Below are 18,918 nucleotides of genomic sequence, written 5' to 3' on the forward strand. Positions count from 1 at the left end.
ACAGTTTAAAGCAACGGTGAGAATAAACGGGAAATCGATTCGACCAGCCGTTGCCTGAAACTTCTCCGAATAAAAACACTTCGTTCGACTTGTGAAGAATTCGAAAAATCTTCATAAAAATCACGGGTCAATTCATGAACGGAATTTGTACCGTATAAAAAGGCGTTGACTTCAAAATTTAAGTGAAAACTTCTTAAATCCATGTTGGCTGTTCCAATCGTCGCAATCGCGTCATCCACTACAATGACTTTGGAATGCATGAATCCTTTGTTGTATTCATAAATTTTTACACCTGCTAACAACAGGTCATCAAAATAGGAACGACTTGCATAAAAAACGATTTTATGATCCGGAAAACTTGGCAAGAGGATTCGGACATCGATTCCGGACATCGCAGCCGTTTTTAATGCCGTCATCAAGTCTTCATCTGGAATCAGATAAGGAGAGGCGATATAGACAGAGTGCCTTGCTTCCGTAATTAAACCAAAGTACAGGGACTTCATCGTTTCATACGGCTCATCCGGACCACTGGCGATGATCTGTACGCCCCCTGTTGCGTTCTCCATGACTTCAAGCGGTTTCATATAGTACGGGGTAAACAACCGCTCTCCGGTCATGTAATACCAATCCTGAAGAAAAATCAATTGGAGTTCGGAAACGGCTTCGCCGCGGACAATCAGATGAGTATCCCGCCAAAATCCAAACGCCTTATCTTTTCCCAAGTATTCATCGCCGACGTTGATGCCTCCCGTAAAGGCGACCGTGCCATCGATGACAACGATTTTCCGGTGATTGCGATAGTTGGATTTACTGGAGATGAACGGCAGGACGACAGGGAAAAACGCGTGCACTTCGATGCCTGCCGCCTCCATCTTTTTAAAATACGCTTTATCAGTCGAGAAGCAACCGACTGCATCATACAAAAAACGGACTTCTACACCGGCTTGCGCCCGTTCAATCAAAGCAGCCTGCAACTCTAACGCCAGTTCATCATCCCGCACGATATAATACTGCAGGTGAATATGATGCTCCGCCTGACGGATTTCTGTTAATAACAAAGGAAATTTTTCTTGTCCATTCGTCAACACCTTCGTATGGCTATTATACGAAATCGGCAGGCGACTGATCGAATCAATAAGTTTAACAACCTTTGCGTAATGTCCATGTTTGAACACTTGATTGTGTACACCATGATCAAACTGGGTACGATATTTAATGTAAGACTCTTCATCGAGCATCGCTTTCAGACGAAACATTCTTTTTCGTCTATAATTTTGACCAAAGGTAAAATACACAAACACACCGACGACTGGGAGTGCCATCATGACAAGAGCCCAGACAAGCGTTCGTTCCGGATTACGGTTCTCCAGTAAGATGATGACAAAAACACTCAGTACGACCAGAATGATGACCAGGGATAACCATCCTACCATGTACACACTCCAGTAATACGAAAGGAAACCGATCAGGCTGACCGTCAGCAGTAACGTCATAAGTAATTGGACACGCCGCAACATGAGATCCCCTCCTTTGATTTGATATGGAACACACTTTATGTAGAAGGGAAGAGTAAGTATGAAAACTTATCTAGTAACTGGTGCAACAAGCGGAATCGGAGAAGCAACAGCCTTACAATTGGCACGCGAGGGACATACGGTCCTCGCACTTGGACGAAATGAAACGAGCGGGAAGGAACTGGAGACGAACGGAAATGGACGCATCAGCTTTTTCCCGGTCGATCTGTCCGTGCCTGAAGAGATCGAACGATTCTTTGAAGACACAAAAGAACAGTTTCCGACGCTTGACGGCATTTTTAATAATGCCGGTACATTCGGAAAACCAGTGGCCCCGGAACGCGTAACCGATCAGCAAAAAGAAGTGTTCCAAGTCAATTATCATGCACCGGAACAAATCATTCAACTCGCCGTTAAGCGTTTCACAAAAGGTGCCTCCATCGTCAATAACAGCGCGATCGTCGGTCACGTGAAGTTCCCGGCCATGCTGTTGCCGTATGCGTCTTCCAAAAGTGCCCTTCTCACCCTTACGAAAACATACGCCGCTCGGTTTCACGGGAAATACCGCTTTAACGCCATCTGTCCCGGTCCGGTCGATACGAAGCTGAGCCACTCTTTATATGGCGGGAAGGATAAATTCGACTTGGCGATGAAACACCATTTGCGCGGTCAAGCCGCCCAACCATCCGAAATCGCGGAGGTCGTCTGTTTCTTATTATCCGATAAAGCGAGTTACATCAATGGACAGACGTTAATCGTCGACGGTGGTTATACGCTGACCTGATGAATCTCTACATCAGAAAGGACTGCTTCCTGACGTATAGGAGCAGTCCTTTTTGATGGCATGTTATGCGTTTGCTGATTTACTTTGGAAAATGACTGCGGACAAAGGTAAAGACATCTTCCGCAATAATTGTTTTCCCGTACTCAGCTACCGGATGAATCGTTTGTTCACTGAAGTTCAAGTATTCCGCAATCAGACTCATGACATTTTCCTGTTCTTCCACTTCCGTTGCATCCTTGAAATGAAGATGAAGCAGGTATAATCCATCTTTCTGATACAGAGAGGTATTGAGTTCTTCGAAGACAGGTGCTTCTGCATATTGGCTAAGGGCAATGATATGCTCGAAATCCGTTGTTTCAAATAAGACGTCTTGACTGAGTTCTGTTTCTTTCTCTTCCGCATCAGACATTGCGGAACGGAGTAGGGAATCCAGTTCCTCTTCATCTACTTGTTCACCATCGACTGATGTTTTAGCGATCGTGACAGTGACTTCTAGACCTTTTTCAAATGCCTGTACTTGTATCCATAGTGGACCTTCGAAGGAGATGGACTCTTTTTCATTCGCTTCATCCATCATCTGCCAGAATAACTGTTCTCCACGCTCACGGTTGTACCAAATCTCATCACGGGCAAAGCCGCGGCGTTCGATATCCGTGTACGTAATGAAGAACTTGACGGTGTTGTCATTGACGCGTTCGATTTTCAATATGTCCACTCCTTTCCTCTCGCTCTTATCTAGTATACGAACGAGCACTTCACATAGATTCAAAAGAATCATCAAACATATAGGGTATATTCCTTTGTTAACTTTATTTTAACCTTTTTAGGCGGTAACAAAAAGCACACTGCTCAGAAAGCAGCGTGCTCGGTGTATATTATTCGTTGACAAGGCGCTGAGCTTCCAATAGTTGGAAGGTACGGACTTTACGTGGTAAAAATCGGCGGATTTCATCTTCATTGTATCCAACTTGAAGACGTTTTTCGTCGATTAAAATCGGACGACGTAACAATCCTGGATATTCTTGAATTAAATCATACAAGTGTTGTAACGATAAATTTTCTACCGATACATCTAATTTTGAAAAGACTTTTGAACGGGTCGAGATAATTTCATCCGTTCCGTCTTCTGTCATCCGGAGTATCTGTTTGATCTCATCAAGCGATAATGGTTCCGAGAAAATATTACGTTCCACGAATGGGATTTCATGTTCTTCAAGCCATGCGCGCGCTTTACGACAAGAAGTACAGCTTGGTGAAGTATAGAGTGTTACCATTGAAAAACATCCTCCCCCTGATTTCACATCATTTCTCCTGCGAACATCCGTTGCGCAGCAGCTGATGATTCTATTACTTGATAGTTTACATTGATTTTTAATAAAATAAAACCCAATATGTTTTGAGATGAAAGAACTTTTCGTAAAAAAACTTGCCAGAGCCACCAGGTGGCTTCAGCAAGCTGGTGTGTGATCAAAGGGTTGAGAAATCGTCTCTTTTGCTTTCGGGAGTTTAATCTCTTTTAATTTTTTTTCGAAAATGTCCCGCAAAAGGCGTTTTTTCAACTTTTTCTTTTTATCACGTTCTTTCATATCCGACACCTCACTCGGTCCGAAAAAAGAACAGTTAACCAACGAAAGCTAAATTATCATCTTCTACATTACTTAGTATACCACGTTTACCTAATTTCTATTCCTACTTCAGGCAATTAATTATGTGAGATTGTCGATTCCCCTTCAGTAAATAGTTGCAATTGTCTTCAACATCACGTAAAGTGTATAGAAATACCTACTCGTGAAAGGAGTCATTTCATTATGTCAGTCACTCTTGTTACCATCATCGAACATCCAATCGCTCAAAAATATTTGGAACGATCGGGTTTAAATCATGCGATTTCCGTCGCCGAACGCGCTTTGACGCTCGCCACACAACGTGGTCTGGATGCGGATACAGCAACAAAGGCGGCCCTTCTTCATGATATCGGACATTATGAATGGTACACCGACGGAACATGGAACTACGATCTCTACCGTCAAAATGACATTCATGCCATCAAAGGCGCCGAGCGAGCGCACAAATTGTTAATCCGCCTTGGCGAAGAACCGGAACGAGCGAAGGAGATTGCCCTTGCCGTCTTGTTGCATACGGATTCTTACCTTCCGCCGGGCTCGATCAATCGGACACCGCTGCAACAGCTTGTCCATGAAGCCGATACGTTGGAGGAACAACCGGGTGGTCTTCATCATTATGAAAAAATTCCTTTTGAAGAAGCCGTCCAACGACTGCACGCAATCGATTCTGTTGTTCACCGCTTCAACAACTTGCCGCGCATCGCTTCTGAAAACTAAAAAAAGGCATTCCCGAATATTCAGGAATGCCTTTTTTGTTTGGCTTATACGAGTTGTGCTTGATATGCTTCGAGTTCTGCATCCGTCATCGAGACGTAATGACCAGGCTCGATTTCGCGCAACGGCGGGATGCTTGAGTCTTCACTCGACTTCCCGACCGCTCCACCTGTCGGACGGTCATAAATGATCCGCTTACGCGTCCGTTCATGCTCCGGGTCCGGAAGTGGAATCGCAGATAACAACGATTTCGTGTAGGCGTGAACAGGATTCTCATACAGACGATCCGCATCACACAATTCAACGAGGTGACCTTGATACATGACACCGATCCGGTCTGAGATGTATTTAACCATCGACAAGTCGTGGGCGATGAAAAGATACGTCAGACTGCGGTCACGTTGCAATTGTTTCATCAAGTTGACAACCTGTGCTTGGATCGATACATCAAGAGCAGAGATCGGCTCATCGGCAATGATGAAGTCCGGCTCAACCGCTAGTGCACGGGCAATCCCGATCCGTTGACGTTGTCCGCCTGAGAATTCGTGCGGGTAACGGCTGGCGTGTTCTTTTGTCAGACCAACAGTTTCCAGAAGATCATATACCCGGTTGTTCCGCTCGTCTTTCGAGTTAGCAAGACCGTGGATATCGATTCCTTCCGCAATGATGTCCCCGACCGTCATCCGTGGGTTCAGCGATGCATATGGATCTTGGAAAATCATTTGCATCGAACGGTTGAATTTTAATTTTTCTTTACGTGATTTTTTAGCGTGAACATTCTCACCTTTGAAAAGTACTTCTCCATCTGTCGCATCGTATAAACCGATGATTGAACGTCCAGTCGTCGATTTACCACAACCAGACTCACCAACAAGACCAAGTACTTCTCCTTCATAGATATCAAACGACAGTCCGTCGACAGCTTTCACGACGCGACCACGACCGATGTTAAAGTGTTGTTTTAAGTTTTTTACTTCAAGTAGTTTATTACGATTCTCCATTACTTAAGACCGCCTTTCAGAAGCGCTTTCGCGAATGTGCTATCAGGGCGATACTTCAGCGCAAGATCGCGGATGGCTACTGGTGGTTCTACATAAGGTGCTTGTGGATGCAACAACCACGTTGCCGCTTCGTGTGTATCCGTAATCGGGAAGAACGGAGGTTCTTTCTCGAAATCAATCTTCATCGCGTACTGATTACGTGGTGCGAAGGCATCACCGACCGGTGGATGAAGCAAGTTTGGTGGCGTTCCCGGAATCGCCGGTAAATCTTGCGAACGATCATCAGACGGACGCGGCATCGAACCGAGTAATCCCCAAGTGTATGGGTGACGCGGCTCATAGAAAATTTCATCAACCGTTCCTTTTTCAATCAATTTCCCGGCATACATAACCGCTACACGGTCAGCCATGTTCGCTACGACACCAAGATCGTGCGTGATGAAGATAATGGCTGTACCCGTTTTTTGCTGAATATCTTTTAACAGTTCCAGAATCTGCGCTTGAATCGTTACGTCAAGTGCTGTTGTCGGCTCATCGGCAATCAAGACTTTTGGATTACAAGCCAGTGCGATTGCGATAACGATCCGTTGACGCATACCACCTGACAATTGGTGCGGGTATTGTTTCAGACGCGCTTCCGGGTTTGGAATCCCGACAAGTGTCAATAACTCAAGTGTACGTTTTTTAGCTGCGTCCCCTGTTAATCCTTGGTGACGTTTCAATCCTTCAGCAATCTGTTTAAAGATTGTCATCGTCGGGTTGAGGGATGTCATCGGATCTTGGAAGATCATCGCGATGTCACGTCCACGGACTTTTTGCATCTCTTTGTCCGACAGTTTGACTAGATCGCGCCCTTCAAACATGATCTCACCTTTCGTGATCTCACCTGGAGGATTTGGAATCAAACGCATGATGGCTTTTGAGGTAACCGATTTACCAGAACCGGATTCACCTACGATGGCGAGTGTTTCGCCTTTTTTCAAATCAAACGATACGCCACGGACGGCTTGTACCGTCCCGGCATACGTATGGAAAGCGACAGTCAAGTCGCGTACTGATAAAATAGTTTCCATTGTGGATGAACTCCTCTCTTATTTCCGTTAGCGACGTAGACGTGGATCAAACGCATCGCGTAGTCCGTCTGCCAGCATGTTAAAGCTGATCATTAGGAGTACGATGACCGTAGACGGCACGACGAGCAAGTAAGGGAATGTTTTTAATTCTTTATACCCTTCATTGATCAGTGTACCAAGTGACGGTTGTGGTGGTGCGAGACCAAGTCCAATGAAGCTTAGGAAGGCTTCGAAGAAAATCGCACTAGGAATCGTAAACATAAGCGAGATGATGATTGTCCCAAGTGTATTTGGAATCAAGTGTTTGAAGATTAAACGTGCGCTAGAAGCCCCAAGTGTACGCGCTGCGAGAACGAACTCTTGGTTCTTAAGTTTCAGGATTTGTCCCCGAACAAGTCGACTCATCCCGATCCAGCCGGTGATGGTCATCGCGAGGATAATGGTTATAATCCCCGGTTCCAGAATCAAGATAAAGAGAATGATCAAGATCAAGTTTGGAATACCTGTCAGAATTTCTGCAATCCGTTGCATGATGTTGTCGACACGTCCACCGTAATAAGCTGAAACCCCACCGTATGTGACACCGACGATAACGTCAATGATTGCTGCCATCAACCCGATGAAGAGTGAAACGCGTGTTCCTTCCCAGACACGTGACCATAAGTCACGACCCAGGTGATCGGTACCAAACCAGAAGTTTTCTTCTACTTGCTTTGTTTCATAAAAATCGATCGGCTTTTCACCAAGCGTTGCCATTCCATCAAAACCAGCCCATTCGAGGCCTGATACTTTTGGTGGAAGTTTAGCTTGTGTAATCGTTTGGGTATAAGCATCATTACCAGATAAACTTGGTCCGATAAGCGACAAAAGTGCGATGATTAAAATGACCGCTAGCGACAAGATTGCCGCTTTGTTTTTCCGAAGGCGTGTCCAAGCATCTTGCCAGAAGTTTAAACTTTTTCCGGCAATCCGCTCTCCCGCTTGTTCATTAAATTCAACAGGTTGGAACAACGACGAGTCGAACTGCTCTGTTTTTGCTTTTGCGTTTGAATTTTGCTCTGCCATTATTTGTTACCCCCCAAACGAATCCGTGGATCAACGACTCCGTAAAGTAAGTCGACGATCAAAATCATCAAGATGAACACTGCTGAGAAGAAGAGTGTTGTTCCCATGATAACTGTATAGTCATTTTGTGTGATCGACGAAACGAACAATTCGCCAAGACCTGGTACAGAGAAAATTCTTTCGATAACAAGCGTTCCTGTGATCAACGCTGCTGTCATCGGTCCAAGAATCGTGATTGCCGGGATCAAAGCGTTACGCACCATGTGTTTCCACGTGATTGCTTGACCGTCTAGGCCTTTTGCCTTAGCAAGTGTCACATAATCCTGACCTGTAACCTCAAGCATCTCAGTTCGAACGAATCGGGCTATCGATGCCGTTACACCAAGCGATAAGGAAATCGTCGGTAAAATCGTATGCGCTGGACTTTCCCAGAAAGCAACTGGCAACACGCCCCATTTCACCCCAACATAGTATTGAAGAAGTGACGCAAATACGAATGATGGCACGGAAATTCCGAGTACTGAAATGAACATTGCGCTGTAATCGATTGCTGTGTTGTGACGAAGTGCCGCAACAACACCTAACACGAGTCCTAAAAATACTCCCAGAATCAGAGCCTGAACACCTAATTGAGCCGAAGGTCCGATTCGCTCCATGATTAAGTCTGTGACTGGACGACTATCATATTTAAATGATACTCCGAGATCACCTTGGAACAAGTTGACCATATAAGCCGCATAACGTTGTGGAAGCGGATCATTCAAGTTGTACTTATCCCGAAGGATATCCAACTGTGCAGGAGAAAGTTTCTCCTGGTTTTGGAACGGTGAACCTGGTAACAGGTCCATTAGGAAGAAAGTGAACGAAGCGATGAGTAAAAACGTCAGTACGCCGTAAACAAGGCGTTGAGCTAAATAACGGCCCATAGATGGCACCCCCTATAAAGATTTTCTGTTTTTTTCGAAACATCAATAAAATCAGTATGACCCAAAATTGTCGGAACATTCAAGAATTTTGTCATAAAAATTTAAATTCTTTTTATTTTGGACTGATTGACGCCCCCCTGGCCGCTGTTTTTTCACAGTTAACCAATATTTCAGAATTTTTCGTTTGATTCCATTATACTTTGCTAACAAAGTAATTAGAACATCTTTTTTACAAAAAGTTCACATTTTACTGAAAATGAGTTACCGTTCAGAAAAAGACGTATAAAACAGGAGCGTTCCTTGAATAAGTTTCAAGGACGCTCCGTTTTTCAATTACTTCACATCAACGTATTTGTACTGGAAGTCAGCACCGAATACTTGGCGGTTAAAGTCTTTGACTGATGGACGGCTCAAGTAAGCAGCACCTGCTTGATAGATCGGTGCGATGGCTTGATCTTTTTCAATCAATTGTGATTCAGCTTGTTTAAAGAGATCAAGACGTTTTGCTACGTCTGATTCTTCGTTTGCAGCATTCAACAATTTATCATACGCAGACGATTTGTATTTGACGTCGTTTTGACTGTTTGTTGATTCAAAGATCGACAAGTTTGACATTGGATCTTGATAATCCGGACCCCAAAGCGCGTAAGACATTTGATAATCGCCTTTCGCTTCTAAATCAAGCTTGTTTTTGAACGGTTGTTGTTTGATCGATACAGTGACGTTTGGAAGGTTTTTCTCAATTTGTCCTTTCATGTATTCACTGATTTTTTTCGCATCTTCGCTATCAAATGATAAGAGTTCAATCGTTGTTTTCTTATCGCCGTTTGCTTTTTTCCAAAGATCAGCCGCTTCTTTTGCATCACGGTCAAACCAGTTGATGTCGCTTGTGTAGTCTTTACCAGCATCATCTTTGATAAAATCTTTTGGAATGAAGCTTGTTGTCGGAATCGATCCGTTCGCAAGTAACGTATCCGTGATTCCTTTTGGATCGATGGCACGCGCAATTGCTTTACGTGCATCCGCATTCTTCATAGCCGCATCTTCATTGTTAAATTTCAAGTAGGCGATTGAAGAACGAAGAGCAGTTTTGAACTCAGGTTTTGACTCGTAAGTCGCAACTTGCTCTGAAGTGAGTCCTGCATAATCAATTTCGTCTGTATCATAGAGATTGGCAACCGTTGATGTATCTTTAACGACACGGATTGAGACTTCATCCAGTTTTACGGCATCTTTATCCCAGTAGTTTTCGTTTTTCGTCAGAACACGTTTTGAATCCGTTTTCCAAGATGTCCAAACGAAAGGACCATTGTAAAGCAGCTTATCCGGTTGAAGTGAGAAATCCTTTTTGTTTTTGTTGTAGAAATCTTCACTGATCGGTGTGTATGTTCCAAACGATGTGAGTGAAAGGAAGTACGGCGCCGGACGCTCGAGTTTTACTTCGAGTGTCTTATCGTCAATCGCTTTGACACCTAAGTCATCAACAGGTTTTTTACCTTGCGAAACGTCTGACCCGTTTTTGAGTGTGTCAAAGATATATGCATACCCTGACGCTGTTTTTGGATCAACGGCACGTTTCCAAGCAAATTCAAAATCTTGTGCCTTAACCGGTGTACCGTCTGACCATTTTGAGTCACGGAGTGTAAACGTGTATGTGAGATTGTCACTTGAGATATCTGTTTTTTCTGCAAGTGCTGGAATCGCTTTACCGTCTTTGTCTAATCGGTAGAGTCCTTCCATCGTGTTGCCGATCATGTTGAATGCGACTGCATCCGTTGCTTGTGCCGGATCAACTGTCGTAATATCCGACGTATCCGTCAAACGTAATACTTTTTTGCCTTCAGAAGAACCTGCATCTTTATCTCCGTCACCTGTTGTTGAACAACCTGCAAGTACAACACTTCCTGCAAGCATAACTGATAACGCGAGACCGACTGTTTTTTTATTCATCGGTGAGTCATCTCCTTTTCCATTTTCAAAACCGCCATATGTGAGCGATTTTTAGACATCTCGTCGAAACTAAAATTACGTTCCCCAAAACGCATTGACCTAGTTTCAAAAACTTAAACGAAGTGATAAATTGATTTTATGTGAGAATAACAATAACGTCAAGTGAATAGTCACACTATTTGCTATTTTATAGACTGTGAATCTTTCAGAGTCGTAACAAATAGTGCCTTTGCGTATAATAAAAGTATCATCTTGGTTCAGGAGGTTTTATCATGTCAAATAAAGTAGTACGTCCTTTACTGATCGCCTTAATCTTAACAGTGGTATATACGACTTGGGCAGTCGTCACGGATGCTACGCATTCGTTTCTCTATCACTTGTCAGGAGGCTTATTCATTGCCGGTTTTCTGCTGCTTGCAATTGGTTTTTTCTCTAACATGTCAGCCAATGGTTTTTTCAAAGGCATCACAGTCGGTTTCAAAAAACAACGGGAAGCAAAATTACGGGAAGTGGATGGAGATTACTATGAAGATGAGGACGAGGAAAACGAAATTCTGGAAGCGAAGCAAAAACGTGCCTCAAACCGGACGCTCCCCTATCTCTCGAGCGGCTTCCTTTGTATCGTCGTCTCGTTACTGATCTCTTTCATCTGACCGAATTTAGATGACGTCTTGAATCCACCTATGGTAAAGTAGGAATAACGATATACGAGAACACAGTGAAGAAGAGTAGTACGTCTGCTAACCACTTACAGAGAGTCCATGGCTGGTGGAAATGGACAGTTGGTGCAGATCGAATGGACTTCGGAGTGGCTGATTCGAACTTAGATAGAATCAGACGGGTCTGCCCGTTACAGCAATTGAGCGGCTAGTTTTCTAGCAACTTGGGTGGCAACGCGATGACTCGTCCCTTGAATAATTCAAGGGACGAGTCATCTTTTTTTATTTTATTTTATTTTTTGGAGGGGTTCACATGAAAACAATTTTCTCAGGCATTAAGCCGACCGGGACGGTGACACTCGGAAATTACATTGGAGCCATGAAACATTTTGTTAACTTACAAGACGAACATGATGCGTATTACTGCATCGTCGATCTGCACTCCATCACGGTTGAAATCGACCGGGTCGAATTAATGAACAACACACGGGCCCTTGCCGCTCTGTACATCGCGAGTGGACTCGATCCGGAGAAAGCAACGATTTTTGTCCAATCCGAAGTGAAAGCACATGCGCAACTGGGCTGGATGCTAACTTGTCTCTCAGGTATGGGCGAACTGGAACGGATGACACAATACAAGGACAAGTCACAAGGAAAAGACCGGATTGGCGCTGGATTATTCGTTTATCCGACATTGATGGCCGCGGATATTCTTTTATATGACGCAGAACTTGTTCCGGTCGGTGACGACCAAAAACAACATATCGAATTGACGCGGGATTTGGCGCAACGTTTTAACAGCCGTTATTACGAGACGTTCAAAATGCCGGAACCCGTTATCGCAGAGACCGGTGCGCGAATCATGAGCTTAACGACTCCTGAGAAAAAGATGTCAAAAACTGATACGAATCCAAAAGGATATATCTCGATGCTCGATGCACCGGATGTCATCCGCAAAAAAATCAAATCAGCCGTAACCGACTCGGAAGGTGTCGTACGATTTGATCGCGAAAACAAACCGGGTGTGTCTAACTTACTCGAAATCTACTCTTTACTGGCGGATCTTTCGATTAAAGAACTGGAAGCGAAGTATGCCGGTCAAAATTATGGTGTCTTCAAAGCAGATGTCGCTGAAGTCATCATCGCTGAGCTGGAGCCGATCCAAAAACGCTACCATGACTTGATTGATTCTGAAGAACTTGATCTGATTTTAGATCAAGGTCGTGATAAAGCGGATTTGGTCGCTTCACGAAAACTGGCGAAAGTGGAAAAAGCGATGGGTCTTCAACGTAAACGCGCCAAAGTAAAAAAATAAATTTATCTGTTTTTCGACGATTCGCCCCTTTCTTCTTGCTTTTCAAGAAGAGAGGGGTTTTGAATTATACAATAAAAAAGCGTTCCCGGTTATGGGAACGCTTTTGATACTTATTTACCTTCGATTGAAGTCCATTTGTACGAGAAGTCTGCGCCGAAGTTATGTTCGACAACTCCTTTAACGTATGGTTTAACGATGAATGCACGTCCACGCTGATAAACAGGTGAAATCGCTGCAGAATCAAGAAGGATTTTCTCTGCTTCTTGAAGCTCTGACCAACGTTTTGTAGCATCCGTTTGTGTCTTCGCATCGTTGATGAGTTTATCGTACTCTTTATCTGACCACTTACCACGGTTGTATGGTCCGTCAGTCAAGAAGAGATCGAGGAACGTCATTGGATCTTGGTAGTCAGGACCCCAGCCGGCGAATGAGAACTCAAAGTCGCCTTTGTTTTCGAGATCCAGTTTGTTTTTGAACGGTTGTTGCTTGATAGTGACTTTCATGCCTGGAAGGTTCTTCTCAAGCTCACCTTTCAAGAACTCACCGATTTTCTTCGCATCATCACTGTCATAGTTCAGAAGCTCAAGTTCAACCGAGTCTTGACCGATTTCTTTTAAGCCCTCTTCCCAAAGTTTTTTCGCTTCGTCTGCATTGTACTCGTTGAATGTCGGGTACTTTTCACGGAAGTCTTTTCCGTCTTCATCCTTCGCGAAATCTTTTGGTACTAGGAAGTTCGCTGGAATCGAACCGTTCGCCAAGATGACGTCTGTGATTCCTTTTTTATTGTAACCCATGTCGATCGCACGACGGATTTTTTCATTGTTCAACGCTTTGACTTTCGTGTTCAAGTAAAGGTAGAAGATTGTTGACTCCCCTTTAGTTTTGAACTCTTCGTTATCTTGGAACTGGGCAACGAACTCGGAAGAGAGACCGGTACGATCGATATCTCCTTTTTCGTAAAGGTTAACGCCTGTAGCCGTTTCTTTAACGACTTTTACGTTGATTGTGTTCAGCTTCACGCTGTCTTTATCCCAGTAGTTATCGTTCTTGACCATTTTCCAGCCTTGTTCACGTGTCCACTCTGATAACTTGAATGGTCCGTTGTAAAGTGCTTTATCAGCAGCTGATCCGAAGTCCTTACCGATTTTCTTCGATAGTTCTTCCGACTTCGGCATGAATGGTCCGAATCCAGTTAATCCGAGGAAGTAGTCAGCAGGTGCTTTTAATTTAACTTCGAATGTCTTGTCGTCGACAGCTTTGACGCCGACCGCATCACGCTCGCCTTTTTTCGTGTTATATTCTTCAGCGCCTTCGATGTTATAGAAGACATATGCATACTGAGAAGCGTTGTCCGGGTTCAGAACTTCTTTCCAAGCATATTCGAAGTCTTTTGCCGTGATTGCTGTACCGTCTGACCATTTCGCATCACGTAATTTGAACGTGTACGTCAACTTGTCGTCCGAAACTGTGTGACTTTCAGCAATACCCGGAGTCGGTTGTTGCTTGTCATCTAAACGGTAAAGACCTTCCATCGTGTTGTTCAAGACGTTGAATGAAACCGCGTCTGTTGAAGTAGTCGGATTAAGCGTTGGAATATCAGCGCTCTCAATCAGGTTTAGCGTTTGCTCACTTGATTTTTTGTCCGAACTGTTATCGCCCGATGATGTGTCATTTGAATCAGTCGTCGAACAAGCTGCGAGGAATGCGCTTGATACGAGCGCTACAGACGTAGCGAGTGCAAAACTTTTCTTTTTCATGATACGATGACCCCCCTAAAATTTCCAAAGCTAGTAATCTAAGGTTTTTGAGCGAAAAAAAAAACGTTATTTCTATTCGTCCAAAACCCTTCGTTACAAATAGTTTACAATGTTCTGATAATTTTGCAAACCTTTTATCCGATTTTTCTAAATATTTTTTCAAAAAGACAACTGATTTTAATTTATTTCTTGTTTTTTTCTATTTTATTTTAAGATTTCAATATTTTTTTTTAAATAAAAAAGCGATTCAAACGGTCAAATGAACCGCTGAATCGCTTTTTATAGGTATTACGCCTGATAACGTTTAAAGACCAGTGAGGCGTTATGACCACCAAATCCGAGTGAATTGCTGAGAGCATATTCGAGTTCCCATGCCCGGCTGCCTTCACGAACGTAATCGAGATCGCACCCTTCGCTCGGCTGCTCCAGATGAATCGTCGGATGGACGGTTTGCTCTTGAAGCGACTTGATGGCTGCGATTGCTTCGACGCCACCGGCAGCTCCCAACAAGTGACCAATCATCGATTTTGTCGAGTTAATCGCTAATTTTTGAGCATGTTCCCCGAACACGGTATGAATGGCTTTTGTTTCAAGAACATCATTCATCGGTGTACTCGTTCCATGGGCATTGATGTATTGGACCGCAACCGGATCGATTCCGGCATCTTGAATTGCCATCGCCATTGCGCGCGCTCCTCCGTCACCATCTGGATCCGGTGCCGTGATATGGTAGGCATCTGCCGTCAGACCATATCCGCTGACTTCAGCATAAATCGTTGCACCACGAGCAATCGCATGTTCATATTCTTCCAGAACCAAGATTCCCGCACCTTCTCCCATGACGAATCCGTCACGTCCTTCGTCGAAGGGACGGCTTGCCGTATTTGGATCATGGTTCGTCGACATCGCTTTGTTTGCACAAAAACCGGCAAACGCCAAGTTTGTGATTGGGGCCTCTGCACCACCGGCAATCATCACGTCCGCGTCACCACGTTCGATGACACGTAATGCTTCACCAATCGCGTTTGTCCCGGAAGCACATGCCGTGACGGAACAGTTGTTAGGACCTTTTGCTCCTGTGTAGATCGAGACTTGACCGCTCGCCATATTCGGAATCATCATCGGAATGAAGAACGGGCTGACGCGGCGGTGACCACGCTCAAAATAGATTTTTGCCTGTTTTTCGATTGTCTCGACTCCACCGATTCCTGATCCGATCCAGACGCCTATGCGGTTGGCATTGGCTTTGACATCAAGTCCTGCATCCTTGACTGCTTCCATGCTGGCAACGAGTGAATAATGGACGAAACGATCCATCTTCCGTGCTTCCTTCGCTTCGATGAATTCCGTCACATCGAAGTTCTGTAATTCGCCCGTCACTTTGGTCGGATATTCATCAATATCAAGCCGTTCCATTGGACGAATTCCGTTTTCGCCTGCTTTTAACGCATTCCAAAACGTCTCGACGTCATTTCCGATTGGTGTCAATGCGCCCATACCTGTCACTACTACACGTTTTCTCATCATCTTATGTGTTCTCCCCTTTAGTCCAAGTAATATAAGCCGCTCCCCATGTCAATCCAGCACCAAATCCAGCCAGTACGAGAGTCGTCCCCGGTTGAAGACGTCCTTGACTCCGGGCTTCTTCGAGTGCGAGTGGAATCGACGCTGCTGATGTATTGGCATGTTCGTCAATCGTCACGATCACTTTTTCTTCTTCAATCCCTAACCGTTCACGTGCTGCCTCGATGATGCGTAAGTTCGCTTGGTGCGGAATCAGCAAATCAAGTTCTGCTAGTGTCCCGTCTGCTTTTAAAATCACTTTTTCAACGATATCCGGCAACTTTCGGACCGCAAATTTAAAGACTTCCCGTCCGTTCATTTCAATCGGACCATCCAGTTCTTTAAATAATAAATGTGCCCCCCGGCCATCTGTTCCGAGTTCAAAAGCATTCAGCCCTTGTTGTTCGGTTGGTCCAAGTACGACGGCTCCGGCCCCGTCACCAAACAGGATCGCTGTCGACCGGTCTGACCAGTCGACGATGCTTGACATCTTTTCTGCCCCGATAACGAGGGCATACTTTGATGCAGTCGCCGGCATCATGCTGGCGGCAGTTTGAAGAGCAAAGATGAAACCGCTGCAGGCGGCACTGATATCAAACGCGGTTGCCCCCAACGCTCCAAGCCGTTCCTGAACGGTACAGGCAGTGGATGGAAAAGCACGTCCTGTCGCTGTTCCGACGACAATCAAACCGATGTCGTCCGCCGTCAGATTGGCATCTGCCAATGCTTTTTGAGCGGCTTCCGTTGCTAAGTCCGTTACATCGATTGTATCATCCGCAATCCGTCTTGCTGCAATGCCTGTCCGTGTTCGAATCCATTCATCATTCGTATCGAGTGTCGTTGCTAAATCATCATTTGTGATTCGACGTTCGGGTAACGATGTCCCCAGTCCTATAATTCCGATATTCATATGGACGCTCCTTTAAAATTAGTATCTGGTACTAATATAAAGCGTTAAGTGGTTTTTGTCAAAGAAAAAAGAAGGCCCTGTTTCCAGGAGACCTTCTTGTGGGTCATTCTGATTCTTCTGAATCCGCCAATGTCCGGACAACTTCCATGACCATCTTCGCAGAATTGATGGAAGCAATCTCCAAAAATTCATCAAATGATAAAGAAGCTTCTTCGTCAGCGCTGTCCGAAATCGAACGTGTCACGACGAAAGGAACGTTAAATTGGTGACAGACTTGAGCGATCGGTGCCGCTTCCATCTCGACTGCTGCAACATCCGGGAAGTTCGTTTTGATGATGTTCGAACGTTCCGTATCATGGATGAAGGAATCTCCTGTCACAATCAGACCATGAACGACACGAATCGCGTCCATCCGTTCGATGACTGCTTCCGCTGTCGCAACCAGTTTCGAATCCGCCGTGTAGGCAGCAGGCATTCCCGGCACTTGCCCGTACTCATAACCAAAAGCCGTCACATCGACGTCATGATGACGGACTTCCGTTGAGACGACGACATCCCCGACTTTCAGACCGGCTTTAAAGCCGCCGGCCGATCCCGTGTTGATGACCGCACTCGGCTTAAAATGATCGAGTAACAGTGTTGTCCCTATCGCTGCATTGACTTTTCCGATGCCGGATTTCAGGATGACAACAGGCACGCTGTTGAGTAATCCTTCATAAAAATGATAGTTGGCAATCACCGTATCTTTTCGTTCCGATAATTCATTGCGAAGTAAGTTGACTTCTTCTTCCATGGCTCCAATAATCGCGATTGGCACACGAATTCCCCCATTCAAACAGAAAACCGGATTGCTCCGGCTGCTGTCATTCATTATTTAATCGATGTAATTTTCACGGCAAAGTCGCCACCCGGCGCTTGCACTGAAACTTGTTCTCCAACGCTGTGACCAAACAGGCTCTTCGCGATTGGTGATTCGTTCGAAATCTTGCCTGTAAACGGATCGGCTTCCGCACTACCGACAATCGTATACGTCTCTTCTTCATCATCTTCAAGAATCAAGAAAGTGACAGTCGTTCCGATTCCAACGACAGAAATGTCTTTTTCATCTTCTGAGATGATGGCGACGTTCCGTAACATTTCTTCCAATTGAGCAATCCGGCCTTCGACCATCGCTTGCTCTTCTTTCGCTGAATCATATTCCGCGTTTTCCGACAAGTCACCAAATGAACGGGCAATCTTAATGTTTTCAACAACTTCTTTTCGGCGGACTGACTTCAGTTCGTTTAATTCGTTTTCAACATTCGCTTTACCTTCAAGCGTCATATAATACTGTTTTTCTGCCATTTTTGTCACGCTCCTTTTTATTCCACTAGTATAGTATATTCACATCTTTTTTGGAATCAATATCCTCTTTCATCAAGTGCCGACCGGTAATCAAGAATCGCACGAATCTTCGTGACGAGTAAATCGATGGCAACGTGATTTTCTCCACCTTCCGGCACGATGATGTCGGCATACCGTTTCGTTGGTTCACAAAACTGCAAATGCATCGGGCGGACCACTTTTGTGTACTGCTCGACGACGGAATCAATCGAACGTCCACGTTCGTTGATATCACGTTGCATGCGGCGAAGGATTCGGACATCGGCATCCGTATCAACGAAGACTTTAATATCCATCAATTCCCGTAAACGTTCATCTTCAAGCGCTAAAATTCCTTCGACGATGATGACGTCACGCGGATCGAGTTTAATCGTTTCTTCCGCTCGTGTATGTGCGACATAATCGTAGACCGGTTTTTCGACCGCCTGATTTTCGCGTAACGTTTTGATATGTTCAATCAGCAGATCATTATCAAAGGCAAACGGGTGATCATAGTTCGTTTGGTAACGTTCTTCCATCGACAGCTCGCGCTGGTCCTTATAGTAAGCGTCCTGTTCAATCATGACGATGGATTCACTAGGGAATGCCTCGACAAGTGAACGTGCGACCGTCGTTTTACCTGATCCTGTTCCTCCAGCAACGCCAATTACAACCGGTTTTTGCATTGAATTCGTACCTC

19 protein-coding genes and 1 other annotated feature are annotated in these 18,918 nt (G+C 44.7%); of the genes, 4 read left to right on the forward strand and 15 right to left on the reverse strand.

Annotated elements, in window-relative coordinates:
• Positions 1–5: 5 nt before the first annotated feature.
• Complete coding sequence (gene cls, locus D3D03_RS07345; protein WP_119923241.1) at positions 6–1,517, reverse strand: cardiolipin synthase; 1,512 nt, start codon at positions 1,515–1,517, stop codon at positions 6–8.
• 58 nt (positions 1,518–1,575) lie between these two features.
• Between cls and D3D03_RS07350 the strand changes: the two genes are divergently transcribed.
• Positions 1,576–2,298, forward strand: coding sequence for an SDR family NAD(P)-dependent oxidoreductase (locus D3D03_RS07350; protein WP_028105949.1), 723 nt, complete (start codon positions 1,576–1,578; stop codon positions 2,296–2,298).
• Between the two features lie 79 nt (positions 2,299–2,377).
• Here D3D03_RS07350 and mecA read toward each other — a convergent pair whose 3' ends face one another.
• The 3 genes from mecA to D3D03_RS16790 all read right to left on the reverse strand — a co-directional run bounded on the left by mecA (position 2,378) and on the right by D3D03_RS16790 (position 3,884).
• The gene (mecA, locus tag D3D03_RS07355) at positions 2,378–3,004 is read right to left on the reverse strand and encodes an adaptor protein MecA (RefSeq protein WP_026832475.1); all 627 of its coding nucleotides are present in this window, start codon (positions 3,002–3,004) and stop codon (positions 2,378–2,380) included.
• Between the two features lie 169 nt (positions 3,005–3,173).
• Positions 3,174–3,572 carry a transcriptional regulator SpxA gene (gene spxA, locus D3D03_RS07360; protein ID WP_012370920.1) on the reverse strand — a complete coding sequence of 133 codons (399 nt, stop codon included), beginning with the start codon at positions 3,570–3,572 and terminating at the stop codon, positions 3,174–3,176.
• 174 nt (positions 3,573–3,746) lie between these two features.
• Positions 3,747–3,884: a hypothetical protein gene (locus D3D03_RS16790; protein ID WP_012370921.1), complete on the reverse strand. Its 138-nt coding sequence runs from the start codon at positions 3,882–3,884 to the stop codon at positions 3,747–3,749.
• A gap of 219 nt (positions 3,885–4,103) precedes the next feature.
• Between D3D03_RS16790 and D3D03_RS07365 the strand changes: the two genes are divergently transcribed.
• Positions 4,104–4,640 carry an HD domain-containing protein gene (locus D3D03_RS07365; protein ID WP_026832474.1) on the forward strand — a complete coding sequence of 179 codons (537 nt, stop codon included), beginning with the start codon at positions 4,104–4,106 and terminating at the stop codon, positions 4,638–4,640.
• Positions 4,641–4,684: 44 nt separating this feature from the next.
• Here the strand turns inward: D3D03_RS07365 and D3D03_RS07370 are convergent, their stop codons facing one another.
• The 5 genes from D3D03_RS07370 to D3D03_RS07390 form a co-directional block, all read right to left on the reverse strand.
• Complete coding sequence (locus tag D3D03_RS07370) at positions 4,685–5,638, reverse strand: ABC transporter ATP-binding protein (RefSeq protein ID WP_026832473.1); 954 nt, start codon at positions 5,636–5,638, stop codon at positions 4,685–4,687.
• Positions 5,638–6,711, reverse strand: coding sequence for an ABC transporter ATP-binding protein (locus D3D03_RS07375; protein ID WP_026832472.1), 1,074 nt, complete (start codon positions 6,709–6,711; stop codon positions 5,638–5,640). The genes D3D03_RS07370 and D3D03_RS07375 overlap by 1 nt, the downstream gene beginning before the upstream one ends.
• A 27-nt stretch (positions 6,712–6,738) precedes the next feature.
• Positions 6,739–7,776, reverse strand: coding sequence for an oligopeptide ABC transporter permease (opp3C, locus tag D3D03_RS07380; RefSeq protein WP_026832471.1), 1,038 nt, complete (start codon positions 7,774–7,776; stop codon positions 6,739–6,741).
• Complete coding sequence (opp3b, locus tag D3D03_RS07385) at positions 7,776–8,702, reverse strand: oligopeptide ABC transporter permease (RefSeq protein WP_026832470.1); 927 nt, start codon at positions 8,700–8,702, stop codon at positions 7,776–7,778. Before opp3b ends, opp3C begins: the two co-directional genes overlap by 1 nt.
• 333 nt (positions 8,703–9,035) lie before the next feature.
• Positions 9,036–10,652, reverse strand: a complete 1,617-nt coding sequence (locus tag D3D03_RS07390; protein ID WP_026832469.1) for a peptide ABC transporter substrate-binding protein — start codon at positions 10,650–10,652, stop codon at positions 9,036–9,038.
• A gap of 272 nt (positions 10,653–10,924) precedes the next feature.
• Here D3D03_RS07390 and D3D03_RS07395 point away from each other — a divergent pair, with 272 nt between their 5' ends.
• Positions 10,925–11,305, forward strand: coding sequence for a DUF3899 domain-containing protein (locus D3D03_RS07395; RefSeq protein WP_026832468.1), 381 nt, complete (start codon positions 10,925–10,927; stop codon positions 11,303–11,305).
• A 56-nt stretch (positions 11,306–11,361) separates the two neighbouring features.
• Positions 11,362–11,566, forward strand: a binding site (T-box leader).
• 58 nt (positions 11,567–11,624) lie between these two features.
• Complete coding sequence (gene trpS / locus D3D03_RS07400; protein WP_026832467.1) at positions 11,625–12,626, forward strand: tryptophan--tRNA ligase; 1,002 nt, start codon at positions 11,625–11,627, stop codon at positions 12,624–12,626.
• 110 nt (positions 12,627–12,736) lie between these two features.
• Here the strand turns inward: trpS and D3D03_RS07405 are convergent, their stop codons facing one another.
• The 6 genes from D3D03_RS07405 to udk all read right to left on the reverse strand — a co-directional run bounded on the left by D3D03_RS07405 (position 12,737) and on the right by udk (position 18,904).
• Positions 12,737–14,383: a peptide ABC transporter substrate-binding protein gene (locus D3D03_RS07405; protein WP_026832466.1), complete on the reverse strand. Its 1,647-nt coding sequence runs from the start codon at positions 14,381–14,383 to the stop codon at positions 12,737–12,739.
• 288 nt (positions 14,384–14,671) lie between these two features.
• Positions 14,672–15,910 carry a beta-ketoacyl-ACP synthase II gene (gene fabF / locus D3D03_RS07410; protein ID WP_026832465.1) on the reverse strand — a complete coding sequence of 413 codons (1,239 nt, stop codon included), beginning with the start codon at positions 15,908–15,910 and terminating at the stop codon, positions 14,672–14,674.
• A gap of 1 nt (position 15,911) precedes the next feature.
• Positions 15,912–16,856, reverse strand: a complete 945-nt coding sequence (locus D3D03_RS07415) for a beta-ketoacyl-ACP synthase III (protein ID WP_119923242.1) — start codon at positions 16,854–16,856, stop codon at positions 15,912–15,914.
• A 103-nt stretch (positions 16,857–16,959) separates the two neighbouring features.
• Positions 16,960–17,673, reverse strand: a complete 714-nt coding sequence (gene mtnN / locus D3D03_RS07420) for a 5'-methylthioadenosine/S-adenosylhomocysteine nucleosidase (protein ID WP_026832463.1) — start codon at positions 17,671–17,673, stop codon at positions 16,960–16,962.
• A 53-nt stretch (positions 17,674–17,726) separates the two neighbouring features.
• Complete coding sequence (gene greA, locus D3D03_RS07425; RefSeq protein WP_028105939.1) at positions 17,727–18,200, reverse strand: transcription elongation factor GreA; 474 nt, start codon at positions 18,198–18,200, stop codon at positions 17,727–17,729.
• A gap of 56 nt (positions 18,201–18,256) precedes the next feature.
• Positions 18,257–18,904 carry a uridine kinase gene (gene udk, locus D3D03_RS07430; protein WP_026832462.1) on the reverse strand — a complete coding sequence of 216 codons (648 nt, stop codon included), beginning with the start codon at positions 18,902–18,904 and terminating at the stop codon, positions 18,257–18,259.
• Positions 18,905–18,918: the final 14 nt, after the last annotated feature.

The sequence above is a fragment of the Exiguobacterium sp. RIT452 genome, assembly GCF_003598705.1.
Classification (GTDB): domain Bacteria; phylum Bacillota; class Bacilli; order Exiguobacteriales; family Exiguobacteriaceae; genus Exiguobacterium_A; species Exiguobacterium_A undae.